Raw genomic sequence first — 20,139 nt, 5'->3', positions numbered from 1 at the left:
GACATGTGTCGCTCATCTTCTTTGAGTCCGGGACCTATATGGAATGACCGATCACTATGATGTGGTTGTGGTGGGCGGCGGCCATGCGGGTTGCGAGGCGGCCAGCGCCGCCGCGCGGGCTGGCGCGAGCACCGCGTTGGTGACGCTGCGTTTCGACACGATCGGCGTGATGTCGTGCAACCCTGCCATCGGTGGGCTCGGCAAGGGGCACCTGGTGCGCGAGATCGACGCCATGGACGGGCTGATGGGCCGTGTGGCGGACGCGGCCGGCATTCAGTTCCGCCTGCTCAACCGCCGCAAGGGTCCGGCGGTGCGCGGCCCGCGCACGCAGGCCGACAGAAAACTCTATCGCCTTGCCATGCAGGAAGCGATTCGGCAGCAGAACGATCTTGAGATCGTCGAGGGCGAAGTTCTCGATTTCGAGATCTCCGATGGAAAGATCGCGGCGGTTCTCCTGGCTGAGGGCCGCCGGCTTGCCTGCGGCGCCGTGGTGCTGACGACGGGAACCTTCCTGCGCGGACTCATTCACATCGGTGAAAAGAAGATCGTCGCGGGCCGCATGAACGAGAAGGCCAGCATGGGCCTGTCGGCAACGATGGACCGCGCCGGCTTTAAGCTCGGGCGGCTCAAGACCGGCACGCCGCCGCGACTGGACGGACGAACCATCGATTGGGCGTCTTTGGAAAGCCAGGTGGCGGATGAGAATCCCGTACCGTTCTCGCTGATGACCGACCGCATCGTGACGCAGCAGATCGATTGCGGCATCACCCGTACGACCACAGCCACGCATGAGCTGATCCGCGCCTATCTTGGCCGCTCGGCCATGTATTCCGGCTCGATCGAAGGGGTTGGGCCGCGTTATTGCCCGTCGATCGAGGACAAGATCGTCAAGTTCGGCGACCGGGACGGGCACCAGATCTTCCTCGAGCCGGAGGGGCTCGACGACCACACCGTCTATCCCAACGGCATTTCGACCTCGCTGCCCGAGGACGTTCAGCTGGAGATATTGAAGACTATTCCCGGTTTGGAGCATGCGGCCATGCTGCAGCCTGGCTATGCCATCGAATATGATCATGTCGATCCGCGCGAACTGCATCCCACACTTGAAACCAGGCGCGTTGGCGGGCTTTTTCTGGCCGGGCAGATCAACGGCACGACCGGTTATGAAGAGGCCGCCGGGCAGGGCCTGCTCGCCGGCCTCAATGCGGCGCAGCGGGCGGCGGGCGGCGCACCGGTCGTGCTCAGCCGCACCCAGGCCTATATTGGTGTGATGGTCGATGATCTGACCAGTCGCGGCATCAGCGAACCCTATCGGATGTTCACCTCGCGGGCCGAGTTCCGGCTCTCGCTGCGCGCCGACAATGCCGATGAGCGGCTGACGCCGCTGGCGCAGACGCTGGGGATCGCCTCGCCGGAGCGGATGCAGCGTTATGGCGATGTCATGCAGCGGCTGGATGAAGCGCGCGAGATGGCGCTTTCGTTGACCATGACGCCGAACGAGGCGGCACGGCACGGTTTGGAGATCAATCGCGACGGCGTGCGCCGGTCCGGCTTTGAACTGCTGGCCTATCCCGGTGTTGATGTGGCTTGGCTGGCTGGGGTTGAACCGAAATTTCACGACGTCGATGCCAGGACTGCGGAGCGGCTCGAAACGGAAGCGAAATATTCGGTTTATCTGGATCGCCAGAGCACCGATGTCGCGCAGATCCGGCGTGAAGAGAGCCGGCTGATCCCGGACAGCGTCGATTTTGCCGGCGTGCCTGGCCTGTCCAATGAGCTGAAGCAGAAGATGCAGGCGCGGCGGCCGCGCTCCATCGCGGAGGCGCAGCGCATGGAAGGCATGACGCCGGCGGCGTTGGCGATCATCGTCGCGCATGTCCGGCATTGGGAATCGGTGCGGAAAGCCGAGCAGAGGGATGTTGCGTGAGTTCCTTCTCTCGCGAGCGCCTGCAGGAGGCCGCCGGCCCGGTTTCACGTGAAACATTCGATCGCCTGGTGGCGTTCGAAGCGATATTCCAGAAATGGAACCGCAGCATCAATCTCGTGGCGCAGTCGACCTCGGGCGATGTCTGGCAGCGCCACATTCTGGACAGCGCGCAACTTGCTGGGATAGAGCCCGATGCCATGCATTGGGTCGACATCGGTTCTGGTGGCGGATTTCCCGGGCTTGTCATGGCCTTTCTGCTCGGCGACCGCCCGGGCGCCAGCATCGATCTGGTCGAAAGCAACCGCAAGAAAGCTTCGTTCCTGCAGACCGTCGTCGGGCAGTTCAGCCTGCCGGCGCGGGTCGTGGCGCGCCGCATCGAGGACAGCCATGTGCTTGTTTCGAAGCCGGAAATCGTCACCGCACGGGCGCTGGCACCGCTTTCGGTGCTGCTGGACCTGTCGGCCCCATGGCTGGCCTCGGGCGCGCGGGCGCTGTTCCACAAAGGCCGGGATTATCGTGCCGAAGTGCAAGAAACCGTTAACCGGTGGACCTTCGATCTGGTAGAACATCCAAGCGTGACCGACGCCAGCGGCGTCATCCTCGAATTGTCCAATGTGCGACCTGCCTGAACCGAGACGGGTCTGAGTGTTCGGCGACCCAAAGATGAATTTCTGGCATAGACCCATGATGAAGAACGGCCCTCGAATCATCACCGTAGCCAACCAGAAGGGCGGCGTCGGCAAGACCACCACCGCCATCAATTTGGCCACCGCGCTGGCGGCAATCGGCGAGAAAGTGCTGATCGTCGACCTCGACCCGCAAGGCAATGCCAGCACCGGCCTCGGCATCGACCGCAAGGACCGGACGGTCTCGTCCTACGATGTGCTGACGGGCGAACTGGATCTGGAAGCCGCCGCCATTCCGACCGCGGTGCCCGGCCTTTCCATCGTGCCTTCGACGCTGGACCTGCTCGGCATTGAGATGGAGATCGCCTCGGCACCGGACCGGGTGCTGAAGCTGCGCAACGCGCTGCGTGCCGCGACCGAGCGCGGGGCGCCCTTCGGCTATGTGTTGATCGATTGCCCGCCCTCGCTCAATCTTTTGACCTTGAATTCAATGGCGGCGGCCGATTCCGTTCTCGTGCCGCTGCAATGCGAGTTCTTCGCGCTGGAGGGTCTCAGCCAGCTGCTCGAAACGGTCGAGCAGGTGCGTCGCTCGATCAATCCGGACCTCACCATCCAGGGCATCGTGCTGACCATGTATGACGGCCGCAACAATCTCGCCAACCAGGTGGTGCAGGACGTGCGCGAGCATATGGGCGACAAGGTTTATGAGACGATCATTCCGCGCAATGTCCGGGTGTCCGAAGCCCCGTCCTATGGCAAGCCGGCAATTCTCTATGACCTGAAATGCTCGGGCAGCCAGGCCTATCTGCAATTGGCCTCCGAAGTGATCCGCCGCGAGCGTAAATTGCGCGCTGCTTGATTAGAACCGATGCACACTTAACAGCCGATTCGATACCGAAACGATCTGAAATAGACGTGGAATAAAGATGAGCGAAGATCTATCGAGGAAAAGACTGGGTCGCGGACTGGCAGCACTGATCGGCGAGATCGATCGCCCGGCGGCCCCGGAAAAGCCCGGCATGAGCGCCGACGGCAAGGTGCCGATCGAGTTCATCAGCGCCAATCCGAAAAATCCGCGCCGGCATTTCGGCGATGCCGAACTGACCGACCTTGCCCAGTCGATCCGCGAACATGGCGTGGTGCAGCCGGTCGTGGCGCGGCCTTCGCCGACGCAGGCCGGCCGCTACGAGATCATTGCCGGCGAGCGGCGCTGGCGGGCGGCGCAGCGCGCCGGCCTGACCGAGATCCCGGTCATCATCCGCGACGTCAACGACCGCACCGCGCTGGAACTGGCGATCATCGAGAACGTCCAGCGCGCCGACCTCAATCCGGTCGAAGAAGCGCAGGGTTACCAGCAGCTCATCGACGACCATGGCTACACCCAGGCCGATCTTGGCCAGGTCATCGGCAAGAGCCGCAGCCATGTCGCCAACACGTTGAGATTGTTGAAGCTTCCCGACGTGATCCGCGACATGCTGGTCGATGGCGCGCTGTCGGCGGGCCACGCCCGCACGCTGGTGACGGCGGAGGATCCGGCGGGCCTCGCCAAGCGCATCGTCGAGGAGGGACTTTCCGTGCGCCAGGCCGAAGCGCTGGCGCAGATGCCGGCCGGCGCCAGTTCCAACGGTACCAAACCAGCCGCGCCTGCCGCCGAAAAGGACGCCGACACGCTGGCGCTGGAAAAGCTGCTCACCGACACGACCGGCATGATCGTCACCGTCGACCACAAGGGCAAGGGCGGGGTGCTGCGGGTCGCCTATCGCAGCCTGGAACAGCTCGACGAGCTGTGCAGGCGGCTGAAGCAGGATTAACGCTTAGCCGGCAAATTACGCGACACAGCGTTGTTCCCGACGATCGGCGCCGCCCCTCATCCCCCTGCCGGGACCTTCTCCCCGTATAGAGACGGGGAGAAGAGGCTGGGTGTGCGACGCCGGCGCCTTTCTGCGACGCCGGCGGCCAATTTCTCTACCGCTGCGCCAGCCTGGCGCTTTCCACCGCGATGCCGAGCAGCGCCTGCCTTGCGAGCGCGACGGACAGGTCGGGGCGCCGCCGCGTCTGCAGCACGGCCTGATGCAACCGGGTCAGCGCGCGGCCGAGCGCTTCGCTGTTCCAGCGCTCCAGGGTCTTCTCCACCAGCTTGCGCCTGGAGAAAAAGACCGGCGGGCGCGCGGCGGCAACGACGGAAGCGGCGTTGCGGCCGCCGGTCTCCATCTGGCCGCGCATGACCTGGATCTGCTGGAGCTGCCGCATCGCCGAGGACAGCACTTGGAAGGGCTGCCCGCCGCCCTGGCAGTGGCGCGTGAAAGCGGTGTCGAAGTCGCCGACCTTGCCTTCGAGCAGCGCGTCGACGGCATCGTCGTAAGAGGCGCCAGACACGTCGCCGGACATGGCTCTCACCTCTTCCAGCCCGATCTCCTTCAGGCCGTGGGCGTAGAGGACGAGTTTTTCGATCTCGCCGCGCGAGGCCAGCCGGTCGCCACCGAGATTGCGGCGCAGCGCCTGCCGCGCCTCCAGTGTCATCGCCATGCCGGCCTTGCGCAGTTCGTCGTCGATGACCGTGTCGATGTCACGGGCCTCATCGGCGTAGCAAGGCAGCGCCATGGCATTGTCCGCGCCCTCGACCACGGCGCGCAGCCCGACGCCTTTCTTCAGATCGCCGGCCTCAATGAGAATGATGGCGTCGCGCATCGGCTCCGCCGTCAGTGCCTTGACGTCGTCGGCCAGCGCCTTCTGGCCGCTGGCATTGCGCACCCAGAGCAGCCGCCGGTCGGAAAACATCGGCACGGTGCGGGCCTCGTCGAGCAGGCGGCCCTCGTCGCGATCGACCTCCGAACCCTCGAGCCTGACCACCGAGAACGGGTCGTCGAGCGGCAGGCCGGTCTTTCCGGCAAATGCCTTCGCCCGCTCGGAGACAAGGCCGCGATCGGGGCCATAAAGCAGGACGATCGAGATGCGCGGATCAGGCCGCGCCAGCCAACCGTCGACCTCGTATGCCTTCTTCTGTGCCATGGAGGGTGGTTAGCATGATGCGGGGATGGAGTGAACGGCTTCCAGCTCGGATCGCCAACCTTGGCCCATTCCTCTCCCTCCGGAGGGGGGAGAGGTGGCCCGGCGAAGCCGGGACGGAGTGGGGGAAGCCGGTCCTCAAATCCGCAGGCACTGGCACTCATCACAGCGCCTCAATCAGGGCGAGGCGTCGTCCCGGCTCGAGATAACGCCCGAGCCAGGTCGCCCCCCACTCCGTCGAGCTGCGCTCGCCACCTCTCCCCCGATCGACGGGGGAGAGGAAGGGCGCCAAGGCTGGCGAAACCCCAATTTCCCCTGCTCGCGGAGGCACAAAAGGAGGCGTGGAGCCAAGTCTCGCCAGCCAATCACTTTATCTGGCGACAAACACGGCACAACCATGCGCCAAATTGCGTGCGGCCGCCCAACATCGACAAGAAATTTCGCGGACATATCTTCATCTTGAGCGGGGGAGGCCGGATCGGTCGGCGCGGCCGGAACCGACACCCCGACGCATTCGCACTGGCGGCGCGGATATGCAAATATCCCTGCCAGACAACATTGGAGGACTTGAGGTCATGGCCGATGCTGGGATGTTGCGGTTTCACGTTCCGGAGCCGGAAGTGCGGCCGGGCGGGACGCCTGATTTCTCCAATGTGACCATCGCCGAGGCCGGCTCCGTGCCACGCCCCGATATCGACGTCGATCCGCGCACCATCCGCGACATGGCGTTTTCGATCATCCGGGTGCTGAACCGCAATGGCGAGGCCGTCGGGCCGTGGGCCGGGCTGCTGTCCAGCGAGGAATTGCTGGAAGGCCTGCGCAACATGATGACGCTGCGCACCTTCGATGCGCGCATGCAGATGGCGCAGCGCCAGGGCAAGACCTCCTTCTACATGCAGCATCTCGGCGAGGAAGCGGTGAGCTGCGCCTTCCGCAAGGCGCTCAGCCCCGGCGACATGAATTTCCCGACCTATCGCCAGGCCGGCCTGCTGATCGCCGACGGCTATCCGATGGTCACGATGATGAACCAGATCTATTCCAACGAGGCCGATCCGCTGAAGGGCCGGCAGTTGCCGATCATGTATTCGTCGAAGGAGCACGGCTTTTTCTCGATCTCGGGCAATCTGGCCACGCAGTATATCCAGGCGGTCGGCTGGGCGATGGCATCGGCGATCTCCAACGATTCCAGGATCGCCGCGGCCTGGATCGGCGACGGCTCGACGGCGGAATCCGATTTCCATTCGGCGCTGGTGTTCGCCTCCACCTACAAGGCGCCGGTGGTGCTCAATGTCGTCAACAACCAGTGGGCGATCTCGACTTTTCAGGGCATCGCGCGCGGCGGCTCCGGCACCTTCGCGGCCCGGGGGCTCGGCTTCGGCATCCCGTCGCTGCGCGTCGACGGCAATGACTATCTGGCCGTGCACGCGGTGGCCAAATGGGCGGCGACAAGGGCGCGGGACAACCTCGGGCCGACGCTGGTCGAATATGTCACCTACCGCGCCGGCGCCCATTCGAGCTCGGACGATCCCTCCGCCTACCGGCCGAAGACCGAGTCCGACGCCTGGCCGCTCGGCGACCCGGTCGTGCGGCTGAAGAACCATCTCATCAAGCTCGGTGTCTGGTCGGACGAACGGCATGCGCAGGCCGAGGCCGAAATCCTCGACACGGTGATCGCGGCGCAGAAGGAAGCGGAAAGCCACGGCACGCTGCATGCCGGCGGCAAGCCGTCGACACGCGAGATGTTCGAGGGTGTGTTTGCCGAGATGCCGCCGCATCTCAGGCGCCAGCGCCAGCAGGCGGGAGTCTGAGCCATGCCAAGACGGACCATGATCGAGGCCATCCGCGACGCCATGGACGTGTCGATGGAGCGCGACGACAAGGTCGTCGTGTTCGGCGAGGATGTCGGCTTCTTCGGCGGCGTTTTTCGCGTCACGCACGGGCTGCAGGCCAAATATGGCAAGAGCCGCTGCTTCGACGCGCCGATCAACGAATCCGGCATTGTCGGCTCGGCCATCGGCATGGCCGCCTATGGTTTGAAGCCCTGCGTGGAAATTCAGTTTGCCGACTACATGTATCCGGCCTACGACCAGCTGACGCAGGAAGCCGCCAGGCTGCGCTACCGCTCGAATGGCGATTTCACCTGCCCGATCGTTGTCCGCATGCCGACCGGCGGCGGCATTTTCGGCGGCCAGACGCACAGCCAGAGCCCGGAAGCGCTGTTCACCCATGTGTCGGGCCTGAAGACGGTGGTGCCATCCAACCCGCACGACGCCAAGGGGCTTTTGATCGCGGCGATCGAGGACCCCGATCCGGTGATCTTCCTCGAGCCGAAGCGGCTCTACAACGGCCCGTTCGACGGCCACCACGACCGGCCGGTGACGCCATGGTCGAAGCACGAGCTCGGCGAGGTCGCCGACGGCCATTACACCGTGCCGCTCGGCAAGGCCGCCATCCGCAGGGCGGGCGCGGCGGTCACGGTGCTGGCCTACGGCACCATGGTCTATGTCGCCCAAGCGGCCGCCGAGGAGACCGGCATCGACGCCGAGATCATCGATCTGAGGACGCTGCTGCCGCTCGATCTCGACACGATCGTGGCCTCGGTCAAGAAGACCGGGCGCTGCGTCGTCGTGCACGAGGCGACGCTGACCTCGGGCTTCGGCGCCGAACTGTCGGCGCTGGTGCAGGAAAACTGCTTCTATCACCTGGAGGCGCCGGTCGTCCGCGTCGCCGGCTGGGACACGCCCTATCCGCATGCGCAGGAGTGGGAGTATTTTCCCGGTCCCGCGCGTGTCGGCCGCGCTTTGCTTGAAACATTGGAAGCCTAGAGTGGGGGAGGCCTGAGATGGGCGAACACATCATCAAGCTGCCCGATGTCGGCGAGGGTGTCGCCGAGGCCGAGCTCGTCGAATGGCACGTCAAGATCGGCGACATCGTGCGCGAGGACATGGTGCTCGCCGCCGTGATGACCGACAAGGCGACGGTCGAAATCCCGTCGCCCGTCGATGGCGAAATCCTGTGGCTGGGCGCCGAGATCGGCGACACGGTGGCGATCGGTTCGCCGATCGTGCGGCTGAAAGTGGCGGGCGACGGCAATGTGAAAGCCGGCAAAGAGGCTGAACCGGCGACCGGGGCGGAGCCGCCCGCCAGGCTGCCGAGCCCGAAGCCCGAAGCCGCTTCGCCGCCCAAGCCGGCAAAACCCACCGAAACACCGGCGAAACCCGCATCGTCGTCGTCGGCGCCGAAAACCGTGACGCGCTCCTCGGCTTCGGGCGCGCCGCGTCCGGAAGGCGAAAAGCCGTTGGCCTCCCCCGCTGTCCGCTTGCGGGCGAAAGAGGCGGGCGTCGATCTCAGGCAGGTGGCGGGGACGGGTCCGGCCGGCCGCATCGGCCACGAGGATTTGGAGGCGTTCCTGGCGCGCGGGCCGCAAGCGGCCAGGGCGCCCGGCCTCGCCCGCGACGACACCGTCGAGGACATCAAACTGGTCGGCCTGCGGCGCAAGATCGCCGAGAAGATGATGCTGTCGAAGTCGCGCATCCCGCACATCACCTATGTCGAGGAGATCGACGTCACGGCGCTCGAGGAATTGCGCGCCGCGCTCAACAAGGAAAAGCGTGTTGCCAAGGGCGGCGCGGAGAGGCCGAAGCTGACCTTGCTGCCGTTCCTGATGCGGGCGATGGTCAAGGCGATCGCGGACCAGCCCCAGCTCAATTCCCTGTTCGACGACGAGGCCGGCATCATCCACCAGCATGGCGGCATCCATATCGGCATTGCCGCGCAGACACCGTCGGGACTGGTGGTGCCTGTCATCAAGCATGCCGAGGCGCGCGATGTCTGGGACTGTGCCGCCGAGGTGGGCAGGCTGGCGGAGGCTGCCAAGTCGGGAACGGCGACGCGTGACGAGCTGTCCGGCTCGACCATCACCATCACCTCGCTCGGCGCCATGGGTGGGATCGCGACGACGCCTGTGATCAACCACCCGGAAGTGGCGATCATCGGCGTCAACAGGATGATGGTGCGGCCGGTTTGGGACGGCACCCAGTTCATCCCGCGCAAGATGATGAATCTGTCGTCGAGCTTCGACCACCGCGTCATCGATGGCTGGGACGCGGCGGTGTTCATCCAGCGGATCAAGGCGCTGCTGGAGACGCCGGCGCTGATTTTCGTGGATTGAGGGAGATGTGATGCGTTCTCGAGTTTCCATTGGCGGGCGCCGCGCCGCCCCTCATTGCCCTGCCGGGCATTTCTCCCCGTATAGTGACGGGGAGAAAGACGCCGTTATCCATGGTTTCGCCAATCGGCAGCGTTGCAGACGAGGGCGCCAACATCGCGGCCAATCCCTTCTCCCCGTCACTATACGGGGAGAAGGTGCCGGCAGGCGGATGAGGGGCAGCGCTGGGTTGAATGGGAGGACGTTGACGGCTCTCACGACAAGGAAGCTGCCAACATGAAGGAAATCTCCTGCAAGCTGCTCGTCATCGGCGCCGGTCCGGGCGGTTATGTCTGCGCCATTCGTGCGGGACAGCTCGGCGTCGATACGGTCATCGTCGAGGTTGCCAAGCCCGGCGGCACCTGCCTCAATGTCGGCTGCATCCCGTCCAAGGCGCTGATCCATGCGGCCGAGGAGTTCGAGAAGGTCTCGCACATGGCCGGCGGCAACAGCCCGCTCGGCATTTCGGTCACCGCACCGGTGCTCGACCTGGCCAGGACCATCGCCTGGAAGGACGGGATCGTCAGCCGGCTCAATAGCGGTGTCGCCGGCCTGCTGAAGAAGGCCGGGGTGAAGACCGTGCATGGCTGGGCGAGGTTTCGCGATGGCAAGACCGTCGAGGTCGAGACCGAGACCGGAAGCCAGGTGATCCGGGCCGAGACGATCGTGATCGCCACCGGCTCGGCGCCGGTCGAGTTGTCTTTTCTTCCCTTCGGCGGGCCTGTGATCTCGTCCACCGACGCGCTGGCCCTGAGTGAGGTTCCCAGGAAAATCGCTGTCGTCGGTGGCGGCTATATCGGGCTCGAACTCGGCATGGCCTTCGCCAAGATGGGTGCGGGGGTCACCGTGGTCGAAGCCTTGCCGCGCGTGCTGGCGCAGTATGACGCCGAGCTGACCCGGCCTGTCGTCAAGCGGCTCTCCGCGCTCGGGGTCGAGGTGATGCTGGGCGCCAAGGCCAAAGGGCTGTCGACAAACGGCGATGCCCTGCTGGTCGAGACATCGGATGGCAAGAGCACCAAGGTCGCCGCGGACAAGGTGCTGGTGACGGTCGGCCGCAAGCCGGTGACGGAAGGCTGGGGACTCGACCAGATCGATCTCGACAGGGCCGGAAAGTTCATACGGATCGACGACCAGTGCCGGACCTCGATGCGCGGCGTCTTCGCCATCGGTGACGTCACCGGGGAGCCGATGCTGGCGCACCGGGCGATGGCGCAAGGCGAAATGGTCGCGGAGATCGTCGCCGGCCACAAGCGCGGCTGGGACAAGCGCTCGATCCCGGCCGTCTGCTTCACCGATCCCGAGCTGGTGACGGCGGGTCTGTCGCCCGAAGAGGCCAAGGCGCAGGGCGGCGAGATCAAGATCGGCCTGTTCCCCTTCGCCGCCAATGGCCGCGCCATGACCAAGCTCGGCGAAGACGGGTTCGTCCGCGTCGTGGCGCGCGCCGACAATCACCTGGTGCTCGGCATCCAGGCCGTCGGTCAGGGTGTGTCGGAACTGTCGGCGGTGTTTGGGCTGGCGCTGGAAATGGGCGCCAGGCTGGAGGACATCGCAGGGACGATCCATGCCCATCCGACGCAAGGCGAAGGGTTTCCGGAAGCCGCGCTCAAGGCGCTGGGCCACGCGCTGCATATTTAGAGCTCCCCCTCTCCCGCGTCAGGCGTAAAGGGGGAGGAGTTGCTCGATTGCCCCAGGCTCCTTTCCTCTCCCTCCGGAGGGGGGAGAGGTGGCGCTGCGAAGCAGCGACGGAGCGGGGGAAGCCGGTCCTCAGACGCACCGCCGCTGAAAACTCATCACAAGCCTCAATCAGTCAGGACGAGGGCATCACCCCGGCTTGGAATAACAAGCCCGAGCCAGGTCGACCCCCACTCCGTCGAGCTTCGCTCGACACCTCTCCCCCGGTCGACGGGGGAGAGGAAAGGCGCCGTCGCTCACCCCGCCAGCCGGCTTACCATTTCATGCTGGGCATAGGCGCGGCCGAAGCGGTTGGCGAGGAAGGCGTCGAGCGCGATTTCCTCCTGCTTGACGAAGCCGGTCGCCGGCAGCGATCCGTCCGCCAGCATGTCGAGCACGGCGCAGATGCCAGACGCGGTGGTGATCTGGATGGCGCTGCGCACCGTCCGGCCGATGCGCCGGGAATAGATCTTGTTGGCGTAGGTCTCCTGCAGCAGGCGGCCGTTCCTGCGGCCCGAGACGGTGACGAAGACGATGACCACGTCCTGCAGCGTCGCCGGCAGGGCGCTTTCGAAAATGTCCTTCAGGACGTCGCGGCGGTGGCGCAGCCCAAGGTCGTTGAGCAGCGCCCTCATGATCGCGGCGTGGCCGGGATAGCGGATGGTGCGGTAGTTCAGCGTGCGTACCTTGCCCTTCAGCGTCTCGGCCAAGGTGCCCAGTCCACCGGAGGTGTTGAACGCCTCGTAGGTGACGCCGTCGAGCGAAAACTCCTCGCGCTCCTCCAGCGGCGGCACTTCGACCAGCTCGCCCTCGACGATCGCCTCGCAAGGCTCGCAATATTCGTTGATGACGCCGTCGGTGCTCCAGGTCAGATTGTAGTTCAGCGCGTTGGACGGGTATTGCGGCAGCGCGCCGACGCGCATGCGCACGCTTTCCAGCGTGTCGAAGCGGCTGGCGAGATCGTTGGCGACGATCGAGATGAAGCCGGGCGCCAGCCCGCATTGCGGGATGAAGGCGCTCTTGGCGGTACGGGCCAGCTCCTTGACCCGCCTGGTCGAGACGACGTCCTCGGTGAGATCGAGATAATGCACGCCGGCGCTGGCCGCCGCCTCGGCGATGCGCGTGGTGAGGTGGAAGGGGGCGGCGCTCAGCACCGCGAACTTGCCGGCGAGCGCGGCTTCCAGCGCACCGGGCGCCGCGATGTCGAGTTCCAGCGTCTCGACACCGACAGGGACTTCCGCCGCGGCGAGCTGCGCCGCCGAGCGGTCGAGGAGAGTGACCTGATAGTCGCCCGTCGCGGCAAGCATTTCGGCGATGGTCGAGCCGATCTTGCCGGCCCCGACGATAATGATTTTGTTCATGATCAAATTCCCCTGCGATCCGAGTCCAGAAATCATCGCAGCTTGCCTGTCGAAAGGAAGCGTGGAATTCTGCAAAGTGAACCCTATCTTTTATCGATCTGCCGAAAGGCTTCGTCGAAATGCTCAGTGATGCCGAACAAGCCCTGCTCTCGCTGCTGCGCGCCAACGCACGCGCCTCGACGGCCGAACTGGCGCGGCGGCTCGGCGTGTCGCGCACAACGGTGCAAAGCCGGATCGAGCGGCTGGAGCAGCGCGGCATCATCACCGGCTATGGCGTCCGGCTGGCGCCGGACTATGAGCAGGGGCTGGTCAGGGCGCATGTGCTGCTCACCGTCACGCCGAAGCTCGCCGACAAGGTGGTGCGCAGCCTGCAGGCGCTGCCGCCGGTCAGGACGCTGCACTCCGTCAGCGGCAATTTCGACATGATCGTCATCGTCGACGCACCATCGATCCGCGACCTCGACACGCTGCTCGACCAGATCGGCGCCATGGAGGGGGTGGAGCGGACATCGTCGTCGATTATTTTGTCGACACGGATCGACAGGTGACGTTACGGCCGATCTCCCCCCTTGCGGGGGAGATGGCCGCGACGCCGGCTTTCGCTAACTTCCGAAGTTAATCCATCACCAGGGGAAAACTCACCACCACGGCCAGGCCCGGACGGCGGTCCTCGAGCGCAATGGTCGCGCCGTGCAGCTCGGCGATGGCCCGGACGAGGCTGAGGCCGAGGCCGCTGCCGGGGGTCGAGCGGCTGTGGTCCAGCCGGTAGAGACGCTGGAACACTTTTTCGCGCTCGCCGGCGGGAATGCCGGGGCCATTGTCGGCGACGCCGGCAAGCACGCGGTCGTCCCGGCGCGTCACCGAGAGTTGGATGGATGTGCCGGGTGGGCAATGGCGCAGCGAATTCTCGACCAGGTTGGCGAACATCTGCGTCAGCAGTTCCGGATCGCCATGGATGCGGCCGGCGGTCTGATGCAGCTCGACCGATGACAGCACCTTGCCGTCGTCCTCGGCCACGCCGGCGTAGATCTCGGCGATGGTCCCGAGGATCTCGCCGAGATCGACATCGGTGAAGCGCGCCTTGCGCGCGCCGGCCTCGATCTGAGCGATGCGCAGCAGCGCGTCGAAGGTCTCGTTGATCTGGTGGCCCTCGGCGCGCGCGTCGGCCAGATCGTCGGAGACGTCCTGGCGCCGTGCGGCCTTGTCGGCGGCGCTCTCCAGGATCATCTGCAGGCGGTTGAGCGGCGTCTTCAAATCATGCGCGATGTCGGCGCTGACCTGCTTCATGCCCTCGACCAGCGCCGACAGGCGGTCGAGCGCGGCGTTGATCTGGCTGGAGACTATGTCGATGTCATCGTCCTTGCCGGTCAGCGGGATGCGGGTGTCGAGGCGGCCATGCGAAACGTCGACCATCGTGGCGGCAATGCCGTCGAGACGGCGCTGGACGCGCGAGGCGAGCAGGGCGCCGCCGGCGACGGCCAGGCCGGTGATGATCAGCGTCGCCCAGCCGAAGCTCATCAGCATGATCGTTTCCAGCTCCTCGGTCTCGGAGAGGCTGAAGGCGATGGTCAAAGTGTTGGCGCCGACCGGACCGGAATAGGCGCGGTATTCAGTGTCCGGCGGCAGGCCTGGCATTTCGGCGCCGAACATCGAGAAACCATCTGGAAGCCCCGCCGCGGTGAAGTTGCCCGCAATACGGTTGCCGGCGGCGTCGGTCAGCGAAAAGAGCTGCTCCTTCCCAGGGCTGCGCGCGGAGTGGTTTTCGACGGTCTCCACCAACTCCCTGAGATCCTTGTCGGCATAGGTCGCGGCGATGACGGCATAGGTCTCGCGGATGGTGTCGTCGAGCTGTTCGGCAAGGTCGGCGCTCATCATCTGGTAGACGATGGCGCCCGCCAGCACGAAGGCCAGCATGAACAGGAAGGCGAACGTCAGGGCAAGCCGGAATGGCGTGCTGCGCAGCAGGCGGGTCCGGGTCACGGTCATCGGAAAGTCGCCGTCATGGGAAGTTCGCGATCACTGGGAGAGCGGCGCGTGCAGGCTGTAGCCGGTGTTGCGGATGGTGTGGATGAGCTGGGTACCGAACGGCTTGTCGACCTTGGTCCGCAAGCGGCTGATATGGGTTTCGACGACGCTGGTCTTAGGGTCGAAGTGGAAATCCCAGACCCGCTCCAGCAGCATGGTGCGGGTGATGACGCGGCCCTCGCCGCGCATCAGCACCTCGAGCAGGCTGAACTCCCTCGGCTGCAGGTCGATCGGCTGGCCCTGCCTGACGACGCGCCGCATGATCAGGTCCATTTCGAGGTCGGCGACCCGCAGAACGGTCTTCTGTTCCTGCGCGGCCGGCCGCCGGCCGAGCGCGTTGATGCGGGCAAGCAGCTCGGAAAAGGCGAAGGGCTTGACCAGATAGTCGTCGCCGCCGGCCTCAAGCCCCTCGACGCGGTCGTCGATGCCGCCGACGGAGGTGAGGAAGATCGCCGGCGTGCGCACGCCGGCGGCGCGGACGGCCTTGACCATCGACAGGCCATCGAGGCCCGGGATCATCCGGTCGGCGACGATCACGTCGTAGCCGCCGCCGGTCGCGGCGAAAAGCCCGTCATGACCATTGCGCAGGAGGTCGCAGACATGGCCGGCCTCGGTCAGGCCGCGTACGATATAGTCCGCCGTCCTGTGGTCGTCCTCGACGAGAAGTAGCCGCATCGCTGTTCCCTGGCTGCCGGTATCGGCGACAGGCTATCACCGGCTCGGGTCCGTTCCTAGGATCGTCGCCAACTGGTCAGGCCTTGCGGCGTCCGACCGCGGTTCACTCCGAGTCCAGCAGCATGTCGTCCATCTCATCGGCATTATTCCTGAGCGTCATGTAGAGAACGAGCGCAATGATGCAGCCGAGGAAGATCAGGCTGGTGTAGGTGGTGCCGAGACCGAGGCCGCCATATTCGGCTGGCTGCGACAGCCAATCGCCGAAGGAGGCGCCCAGCGGACGCGTCAGTATATAGGCCAGCCAGAAGGCCAGGATGGCATCCAGATGGATGAGATACCAGGCGAGCGCGATGAGCGCGATGACGCCGCCGAACAGCAGGCCCGTGGTCAGATAGCCAATGTCGAAAGTCTCGGCGACCAGATCGCCGGCGGCGGTTCCCAGCGAGAAGGTGAAGAGAATCGCCAGCCAGTAGAAGATCTCGCGCCTGGTCGTGAAGATGGTGTGGATCGAAAGCGTCCGTTCGCTCGCGTACCAGACCGCGAATGTCGCCGCGAGCACAACGGAAAAGGCGATCGTCGTGGTCTGCAGGCGCACGCCGAAATTGTCGACGAGGTTGTCGGTGATCAACGTGCCGACGACGCTGATCAGCACCACCGCCAGCCAGTAGGCCCACGGCACGTAGCGTTTGTGCGCGAACTGCAGAGCGAGGGCGACGACCAGCACGCCGGTCATGATCAGCGAGGTGACAGTCAAGCCGAGGCCGAGGTTGACGGCGAGATAGTCCGCCGCCGTCTCGCCCATGGTCACCGCCATCAGCTTGACCAGCCAGAAGTCGAGGGTGACGTCCGGCACCCTGTTTTGGCTCGGTGTGGGGTGTGTGTGGGGTGCGAGCATGGCTGATGTCCTCGATGGCGGCGTCGGGTTACTTGCCCATGACCTTCATGGCCTGGGCGAAGAAGTCGTCGGCGCGCTTGTCGTCGTCGGCATTGCAGCGCTCGATGCCCTTGGTCTCCAGTTCCGAGACCGTGGTCTTGTCGGCGGGGCTCAGCTTGGCTGTCGCTTCGGCGGCGCGAAGGGCCTTCAACGTCTCCTCGCAAGGCGCGGTGGCCGCGAAAACGGAGGAAAGCGATCCGCAGAGCGCGAGGGTGGCCAGTGCGGCGGCCAGTGCAATTCTTCTCATGAAACCGTTCCTGTCTCTGTTTAATCGGAGCCGGCCCCTAAATGGCGAACCGGCATCCAACGATAGGGATTTGAGTTCTCGCCAGCCTGTCCGGCGCCATACAAATTCGTAAGGATGGCGGTGGCTGGCCCAAAAGGCCTTTACGAATGCCTCCCGATGCGCTGATAGAGGATGAGCGCCTTGTATCCGCCATCAATGGCGTGCCCCAGTGGCCGGGCCTGCACTAGAGTGCCCAGGAAAACGCGAAAATGACCTACGCTTCCCTCAAGCCGGTTTCACAGGCTTTCGACCAGCGCAAGCGGCTGATATTCATCCGGGTCGCGGCGGTGCTGGCGGTGCTGCTGCTGTTCCTGACCAAACCGGCGCTCAGCGAAGGCTCGAACGGCCACGAAACGCTCGAATTCCTCGGCTTCTGCCTGGTGCTCGCCTGCGTCGCCGGCCGGCTGTGGAGCATCCTCTATGTCGGCGGCAAGAAGAATGAAGAGCTGGTCTCGACGGGACCATTCTCGATGAGCCAGAACCCGCTCTACTTCTTCTCGACGGTCGGCGCGGTCGGCATCGGCCTGCTCTACGGCTCGCTGGTGGCCGCCGCCGCGCTTGGCGTCGCCAGCTTCCTGATCTTCAGTGTCACGGCGCGCAGGGAGGCCGAATATCTCCTGGGCAAGTTCGGCCCGGCCTACAGCGCCTACATCAAGGCGACGCCCCGGTTCTGGCCAAACCCGCTGCTCTACCACGACAATGACGAGCTGCGGTTCTCGACCCGGGCGCTGAGGCGCACCTTTTTCGACGGGCTCTATTTCCTCGCCATCTTCCCGGCCATCGAGCTGATCGAGTATTTCAGGGAGACAGGCGTGCTGTTCCCGGCCTTCATCACGCTGTACTGAGCAGCTCGCCACGCAATTTGCGCGGCTGATCGGCCATCGCGACTGTCGATGGTCATTCATGGAAATCGAAACTAGCTTCCCAGCGGATAAGGCATGTAGCCGACGAAGCCGGCTATCTTCCAGCTCGCGCCGACCTTTCGGCAGAAATACAGCGTCTGCCATTTCAGCCGGTCGACGCTGCCATCCGCCTTGGCGACGCTGCCGTCGAACTTCTTGTGCAGCACGGCGCGGTCGCCGTCGACATCGATGTCGCGCAGATTGGTAACGCGAAACAGTGCCTCGCGCAGCGGCTCGGCGAACTTGGTCGCCGCCGTTTCCTTGGCCTGGCGCAGCCACTCGTCGCGGTAAATCTCCAGCCGCGGGAATTGCAGCCGCCAGGCATCGGCATTGGCCAGGAAATGCGCATGCATGCCGAAGAAGCTTTCGGCGATGAAATCGTCCTCGACCATGGCCCAGTCCTGGCCGATGAAGGCGTCGATGTCGCGCCGCACCAGCATCTCCCACAGCGCGTGGCGGTCTGCGTCGCCGGGAGGGAACGGGTTCTTGTCGAAAGTCATTCTCGGTTTCTCCGCTCTGGAAATGCGCCCGGCCCGTATGGCGTCGAGCCCGTCCGGCAACGTGCACGATGCAAGCGCTTCTGTAATAAAGCAACATGGATTTCGAACAATGTTGCTTTCCAACAAGGGCCTCTATCGGGATTGCCGCGATCGCGGTAAATCTCGTCGCAAAGCGGGCGCCACCTCGGTGTCCGGCCATGTCATCGGAGGAGCCGTCCCTTGCCCAAGCAGACTTTCGGAACATCACACGTGCCGCTGTCGCCCGCCGTGCGGGCCGGCGATTTCGTCTTTGTCTCGGGCCAGGTTCCCGTCGGCGGCGACGGCATCGTGGTCAAGGGCGGCATCACGGAGCAGACCGAGCAGGTGCTGGCCAATGTGAAGGCCGCATTGGCGCTCGCCGGCTGCACGATGGACGACGTGGTCAAGACCACCGTCTGGCTCGAGGACGCGCGTGACTTCGGCGCCTTCAACGCTATCTATGCCAGGCATTTTCCGAAAAATCCGCCGGCCCGCACCACGGTCGAATCGCGGCTGATGATCGACATCAAGATCGAAGTCGAGGCCGTCGCCTACAGACCGGCCTGAGACGACAATTCGGGCAATCGGAGGTTCCAACAATGCAATTCGACCTCCTCGTGAAGGGCGGACGGCTGATCGACCCGGCGGCCGGCATCGATGCGCCGCGCGATGTCGCCATCGCCAATGGCCGCGTCGCCGCGATCGACGCCGACATCCCCGCGACCAGCGCCGCCCAGGTGGTGGACGCCACCGGTTGCATCGTGGCACCCGGCCTGGTCGACCTGCACAGCCACGTCTATTGGGGCGGCACTTCGCTCGGTGTCGACGCCGACAGGCTCGCCGCCAAGAGCGGCACCACCACCTTCATCGACGCCGGCAGCGCGGGCGCGGGCAATTTCCTGGGCTTCCGCCGCCATGTCATGGAGCGTTCGAAGGTGCGCATCCTGGCCTATGTCAACATTTCCTTTGCCGGCATTTTCGGCTTCTCGCAAACGGTGTCGGTCGGCGAATGCAGCGATCTCCGTCTCTGCGAGCCGCGCGAGGTGGTGGCGGCGGTGCGCGAGCACGCCGACGTCGTCGTCGGCGTCAAGGTTCGCTCCGGCAAGCATGCCGGCGGCACAAGCGGCATCGCGCCGGTCGACCTGGCGCTGGAGGCCGCCGACAAGGCCGGCCTGCCGCTGATGGCGCATATAGACGAGCCGCCGCCCGGCCGCTCGGAAGTGCTGCCGCGCCTGCGCCGGGGCGACATTCTCACCCACTGCTTCCGGCCCTTCCCCAATGCGCCGGTGTTCGCCTCCGGCACGGTGCGGCCCGACATGCGGCTGGCGCGCGAGCGCGGCGTCATCTTCGATCTCGGCCATGGCATGGGTTCGTTCGACTTCGAGGTCGCCCGCGCCATGCTGGCCGAAGGGTTGGCGCCCGACGTCATCTCGAGCGACGTGCACCTCTACTGCGTCGACGGGCCGGCCTTCGACATACTGGTCTGCATGTCGAAGCTAATGGCCCTCGGCATGCCGCTGGTCGAGGTTCTGCGTGCCGCGACGCAGGCGCCAGCGCGGGCGATCGCGCGGCCGGACCTCGGCACGCTGACGATCGGCACCGCCGGCGACGTGACCGTGCTGCGGCAGCGGTCAGGCCGCTTCACCTTCGTCGACGCGGTCGGCGCCTCGCTGGTCGCCGACCAGCGGCTGGTGTCGGAAGGCATCGTCGTCGGCGGCATTTGGTGGCCGAACGAGGCGGTCGACGATGTCGGCGAGACCGAGCGCTTCGTGGCCCATGCCAACCATACGCATGTCGAGGTGGCGGCCAGGCATTTCGGGCATCGGTAGGATTAACCGATATCGAGGAGGCTGCGCGATTGACGAGCGGCTTCCCCCACTCCGTCTCGGCTTCGCCGAGCCACCTCTCCCCCCTCCGGAGGGAGAGGAAGGGAGCCAAGGTCGGTGAACTTGCGCCTTTCCTCTCCCCCGTCGATCGGGGGAGAGGTGTCGAGCGAAGCTC

General features: G+C 65.2%; 19 protein-coding genes. 12 read left to right on the top strand and 7 right to left on the bottom strand.

The features are described 5' to 3' along the window. Positions 1-43: 43 nt before the first annotated feature. The 4 genes from mnmG to FJ527_RS10085 all read left to right on the top strand — a co-directional run bounded on the left by mnmG (position 44) and on the right by FJ527_RS10085 (position 4,364). Positions 44-1,927 (top strand): tRNA uridine-5-carboxymethylaminomethyl(34) synthesis enzyme MnmG, encoded by a 1,884-nt coding sequence (gene mnmG, locus FJ527_RS10100; RefSeq protein ID WP_140822961.1) that lies wholly within the window; start codon positions 44-46, stop codon positions 1,925-1,927. After that, positions 1,924-2,556 carry a 16S rRNA (guanine(527)-N(7))-methyltransferase RsmG gene (gene rsmG / locus FJ527_RS10095; RefSeq protein WP_140822959.1) on the top strand — a complete coding sequence of 211 codons (633 nt, stop codon included), beginning with the start codon at positions 1,924-1,926 and terminating at the stop codon, positions 2,554-2,556. Before mnmG ends, rsmG begins: the two co-directional genes overlap by 4 nt. Before the next feature lie 55 nt (positions 2,557-2,611). Beyond that, the gene (locus FJ527_RS10090; protein WP_031251964.1) at positions 2,612-3,412 is read left to right on the top strand and encodes a ParA family protein; all 801 of its coding nucleotides are present in this window, start codon (positions 2,612-2,614) and stop codon (positions 3,410-3,412) included. A 67-nt stretch (positions 3,413-3,479) separates the two neighbouring features. Continuing rightward, positions 3,480-4,364, top strand: a complete 885-nt coding sequence (locus FJ527_RS10085; protein WP_140618171.1) for a ParB/RepB/Spo0J family partition protein — start codon at positions 3,480-3,482, stop codon at positions 4,362-4,364. Between the two features lie 154 nt (positions 4,365-4,518). On the opposite strand, the gene holA is transcribed toward FJ527_RS10085, so the two are convergent. Beyond that, positions 4,519-5,562 (bottom strand): DNA polymerase III subunit delta, encoded by a 1,044-nt coding sequence (holA, locus tag FJ527_RS10080; protein ID WP_140822957.1) that lies wholly within the window; start codon positions 5,560-5,562, stop codon positions 4,519-4,521. A gap of 572 nt (positions 5,563-6,134) precedes the next feature. Here holA and FJ527_RS10075 point away from each other — a divergent pair. From FJ527_RS10075 to lpdA, 4 genes are all read left to right on the top strand, one after another. Next, positions 6,135-7,367 carry a 3-methyl-2-oxobutanoate dehydrogenase (2-methylpropanoyl-transferring) subunit alpha gene (locus FJ527_RS10075; protein ID WP_140618175.1) on the top strand — a complete coding sequence of 411 codons (1,233 nt, stop codon included), beginning with the start codon at positions 6,135-6,137 and terminating at the stop codon, positions 7,365-7,367. 3 nt (positions 7,368-7,370) lie between these two features. After that, on the top strand, positions 7,371-8,384 hold the full coding sequence (locus tag FJ527_RS10070; protein WP_140618177.1) for an alpha-ketoacid dehydrogenase subunit beta: 1,014 nt from the start codon (positions 7,371-7,373) through the stop codon (positions 8,382-8,384). A gap of 17 nt (positions 8,385-8,401) precedes the next feature. After that, positions 8,402-9,730: a dihydrolipoamide acetyltransferase family protein gene (locus FJ527_RS10065; RefSeq protein ID WP_140822954.1), complete on the top strand. Its 1,329-nt coding sequence runs from the start codon at positions 8,402-8,404 to the stop codon at positions 9,728-9,730. A gap of 273 nt (positions 9,731-10,003) precedes the next feature. After that, positions 10,004-11,401: a dihydrolipoyl dehydrogenase gene (gene lpdA / locus FJ527_RS10055; RefSeq protein WP_140822952.1), complete on the top strand. Its 1,398-nt coding sequence runs from the start codon at positions 10,004-10,006 to the stop codon at positions 11,399-11,401. A gap of 293 nt (positions 11,402-11,694) precedes the next feature. Here the strand turns inward: lpdA and FJ527_RS10050 are convergent, their stop codons facing one another. Continuing rightward, positions 11,695-12,798 (bottom strand): saccharopine dehydrogenase family protein, encoded by a 1,104-nt coding sequence (locus FJ527_RS10050; RefSeq protein ID WP_181166316.1) that lies wholly within the window; start codon positions 12,796-12,798, stop codon positions 11,695-11,697. Between the two features lie 119 nt (positions 12,799-12,917). Between FJ527_RS10050 and FJ527_RS10045 the strand changes: the two genes are divergently transcribed. After that, positions 12,918-13,346, top strand: a complete 429-nt coding sequence (locus tag FJ527_RS10045; protein ID WP_140719599.1) for an Lrp/AsnC family transcriptional regulator — start codon at positions 12,918-12,920, stop codon at positions 13,344-13,346. A 67-nt stretch (positions 13,347-13,413) separates the two neighbouring features. Here the strand turns inward: FJ527_RS10045 and FJ527_RS10040 are convergent, their stop codons facing one another. The 4 genes from FJ527_RS10040 to FJ527_RS10025 all read right to left on the bottom strand — a co-directional run bounded on the left by FJ527_RS10040 (position 13,414) and on the right by FJ527_RS10025 (position 16,679). Beyond that, the gene (locus FJ527_RS10040) at positions 13,414-14,784 is read right to left on the bottom strand and encodes an ATP-binding protein (RefSeq protein ID WP_140822949.1); all 1,371 of its coding nucleotides are present in this window, start codon (positions 14,782-14,784) and stop codon (positions 13,414-13,416) included. Between the two features lie 30 nt (positions 14,785-14,814). After that, entirely contained in the window at positions 14,815-15,498 is a 684-nt protein-coding gene (locus tag FJ527_RS10035; RefSeq protein ID WP_140660379.1) for a winged helix-turn-helix domain-containing protein, read from the bottom strand. A 103-nt stretch (positions 15,499-15,601) separates the two neighbouring features. Beyond that, the gene (locus FJ527_RS10030) at positions 15,602-16,393 is read right to left on the bottom strand and encodes a hypothetical protein (RefSeq protein ID WP_140822947.1); all 792 of its coding nucleotides are present in this window, start codon (positions 16,391-16,393) and stop codon (positions 15,602-15,604) included. 28 nt (positions 16,394-16,421) lie between these two features. Further along, the gene (locus FJ527_RS10025; RefSeq protein WP_140822945.1) at positions 16,422-16,679 is read right to left on the bottom strand and encodes a hypothetical protein; all 258 of its coding nucleotides are present in this window, start codon (positions 16,677-16,679) and stop codon (positions 16,422-16,424) included. Positions 16,680-16,927: 248 nt separating this feature from the next. Between FJ527_RS10025 and FJ527_RS10020 the strand changes: the two genes are divergently transcribed. After that, on the top strand, positions 16,928-17,563 hold the full coding sequence (locus tag FJ527_RS10020) for an isoprenylcysteine carboxylmethyltransferase family protein (protein WP_140822943.1): 636 nt from the start codon (positions 16,928-16,930) through the stop codon (positions 17,561-17,563). 71 nt (positions 17,564-17,634) lie between these two features. Here FJ527_RS10020 and FJ527_RS10015 read toward each other — a convergent pair whose 3' ends face one another. Then, positions 17,635-18,120, bottom strand: coding sequence for a hypothetical protein (locus FJ527_RS10015; protein ID WP_140660382.1), 486 nt, complete (start codon positions 18,118-18,120; stop codon positions 17,635-17,637). Between the two features lie 219 nt (positions 18,121-18,339). Between FJ527_RS10015 and FJ527_RS10010 the strand changes: the two genes are divergently transcribed. Further along, positions 18,340-18,705 carry a RidA family protein gene (locus tag FJ527_RS10010; RefSeq protein WP_041163620.1) on the top strand — a complete coding sequence of 122 codons (366 nt, stop codon included), beginning with the start codon at positions 18,340-18,342 and terminating at the stop codon, positions 18,703-18,705. 32 nt (positions 18,706-18,737) lie between these two features. Next, on the top strand, positions 18,738-19,967 hold the full coding sequence (locus FJ527_RS10005; RefSeq protein WP_140822941.1) for an amidohydrolase/deacetylase family metallohydrolase: 1,230 nt from the start codon (positions 18,738-18,740) through the stop codon (positions 19,965-19,967). Positions 19,968-20,139: the final 172 nt, after the last annotated feature.

It is taken from the genome of Mesorhizobium sp. B2-4-18, from assembly GCF_006441385.1.
Taxonomy (GTDB): domain Bacteria; phylum Pseudomonadota; class Alphaproteobacteria; order Rhizobiales; family Rhizobiaceae; genus Mesorhizobium; species Mesorhizobium australicum.
This window is presented reverse-complemented; position numbering and strand designations above follow the sequence as displayed.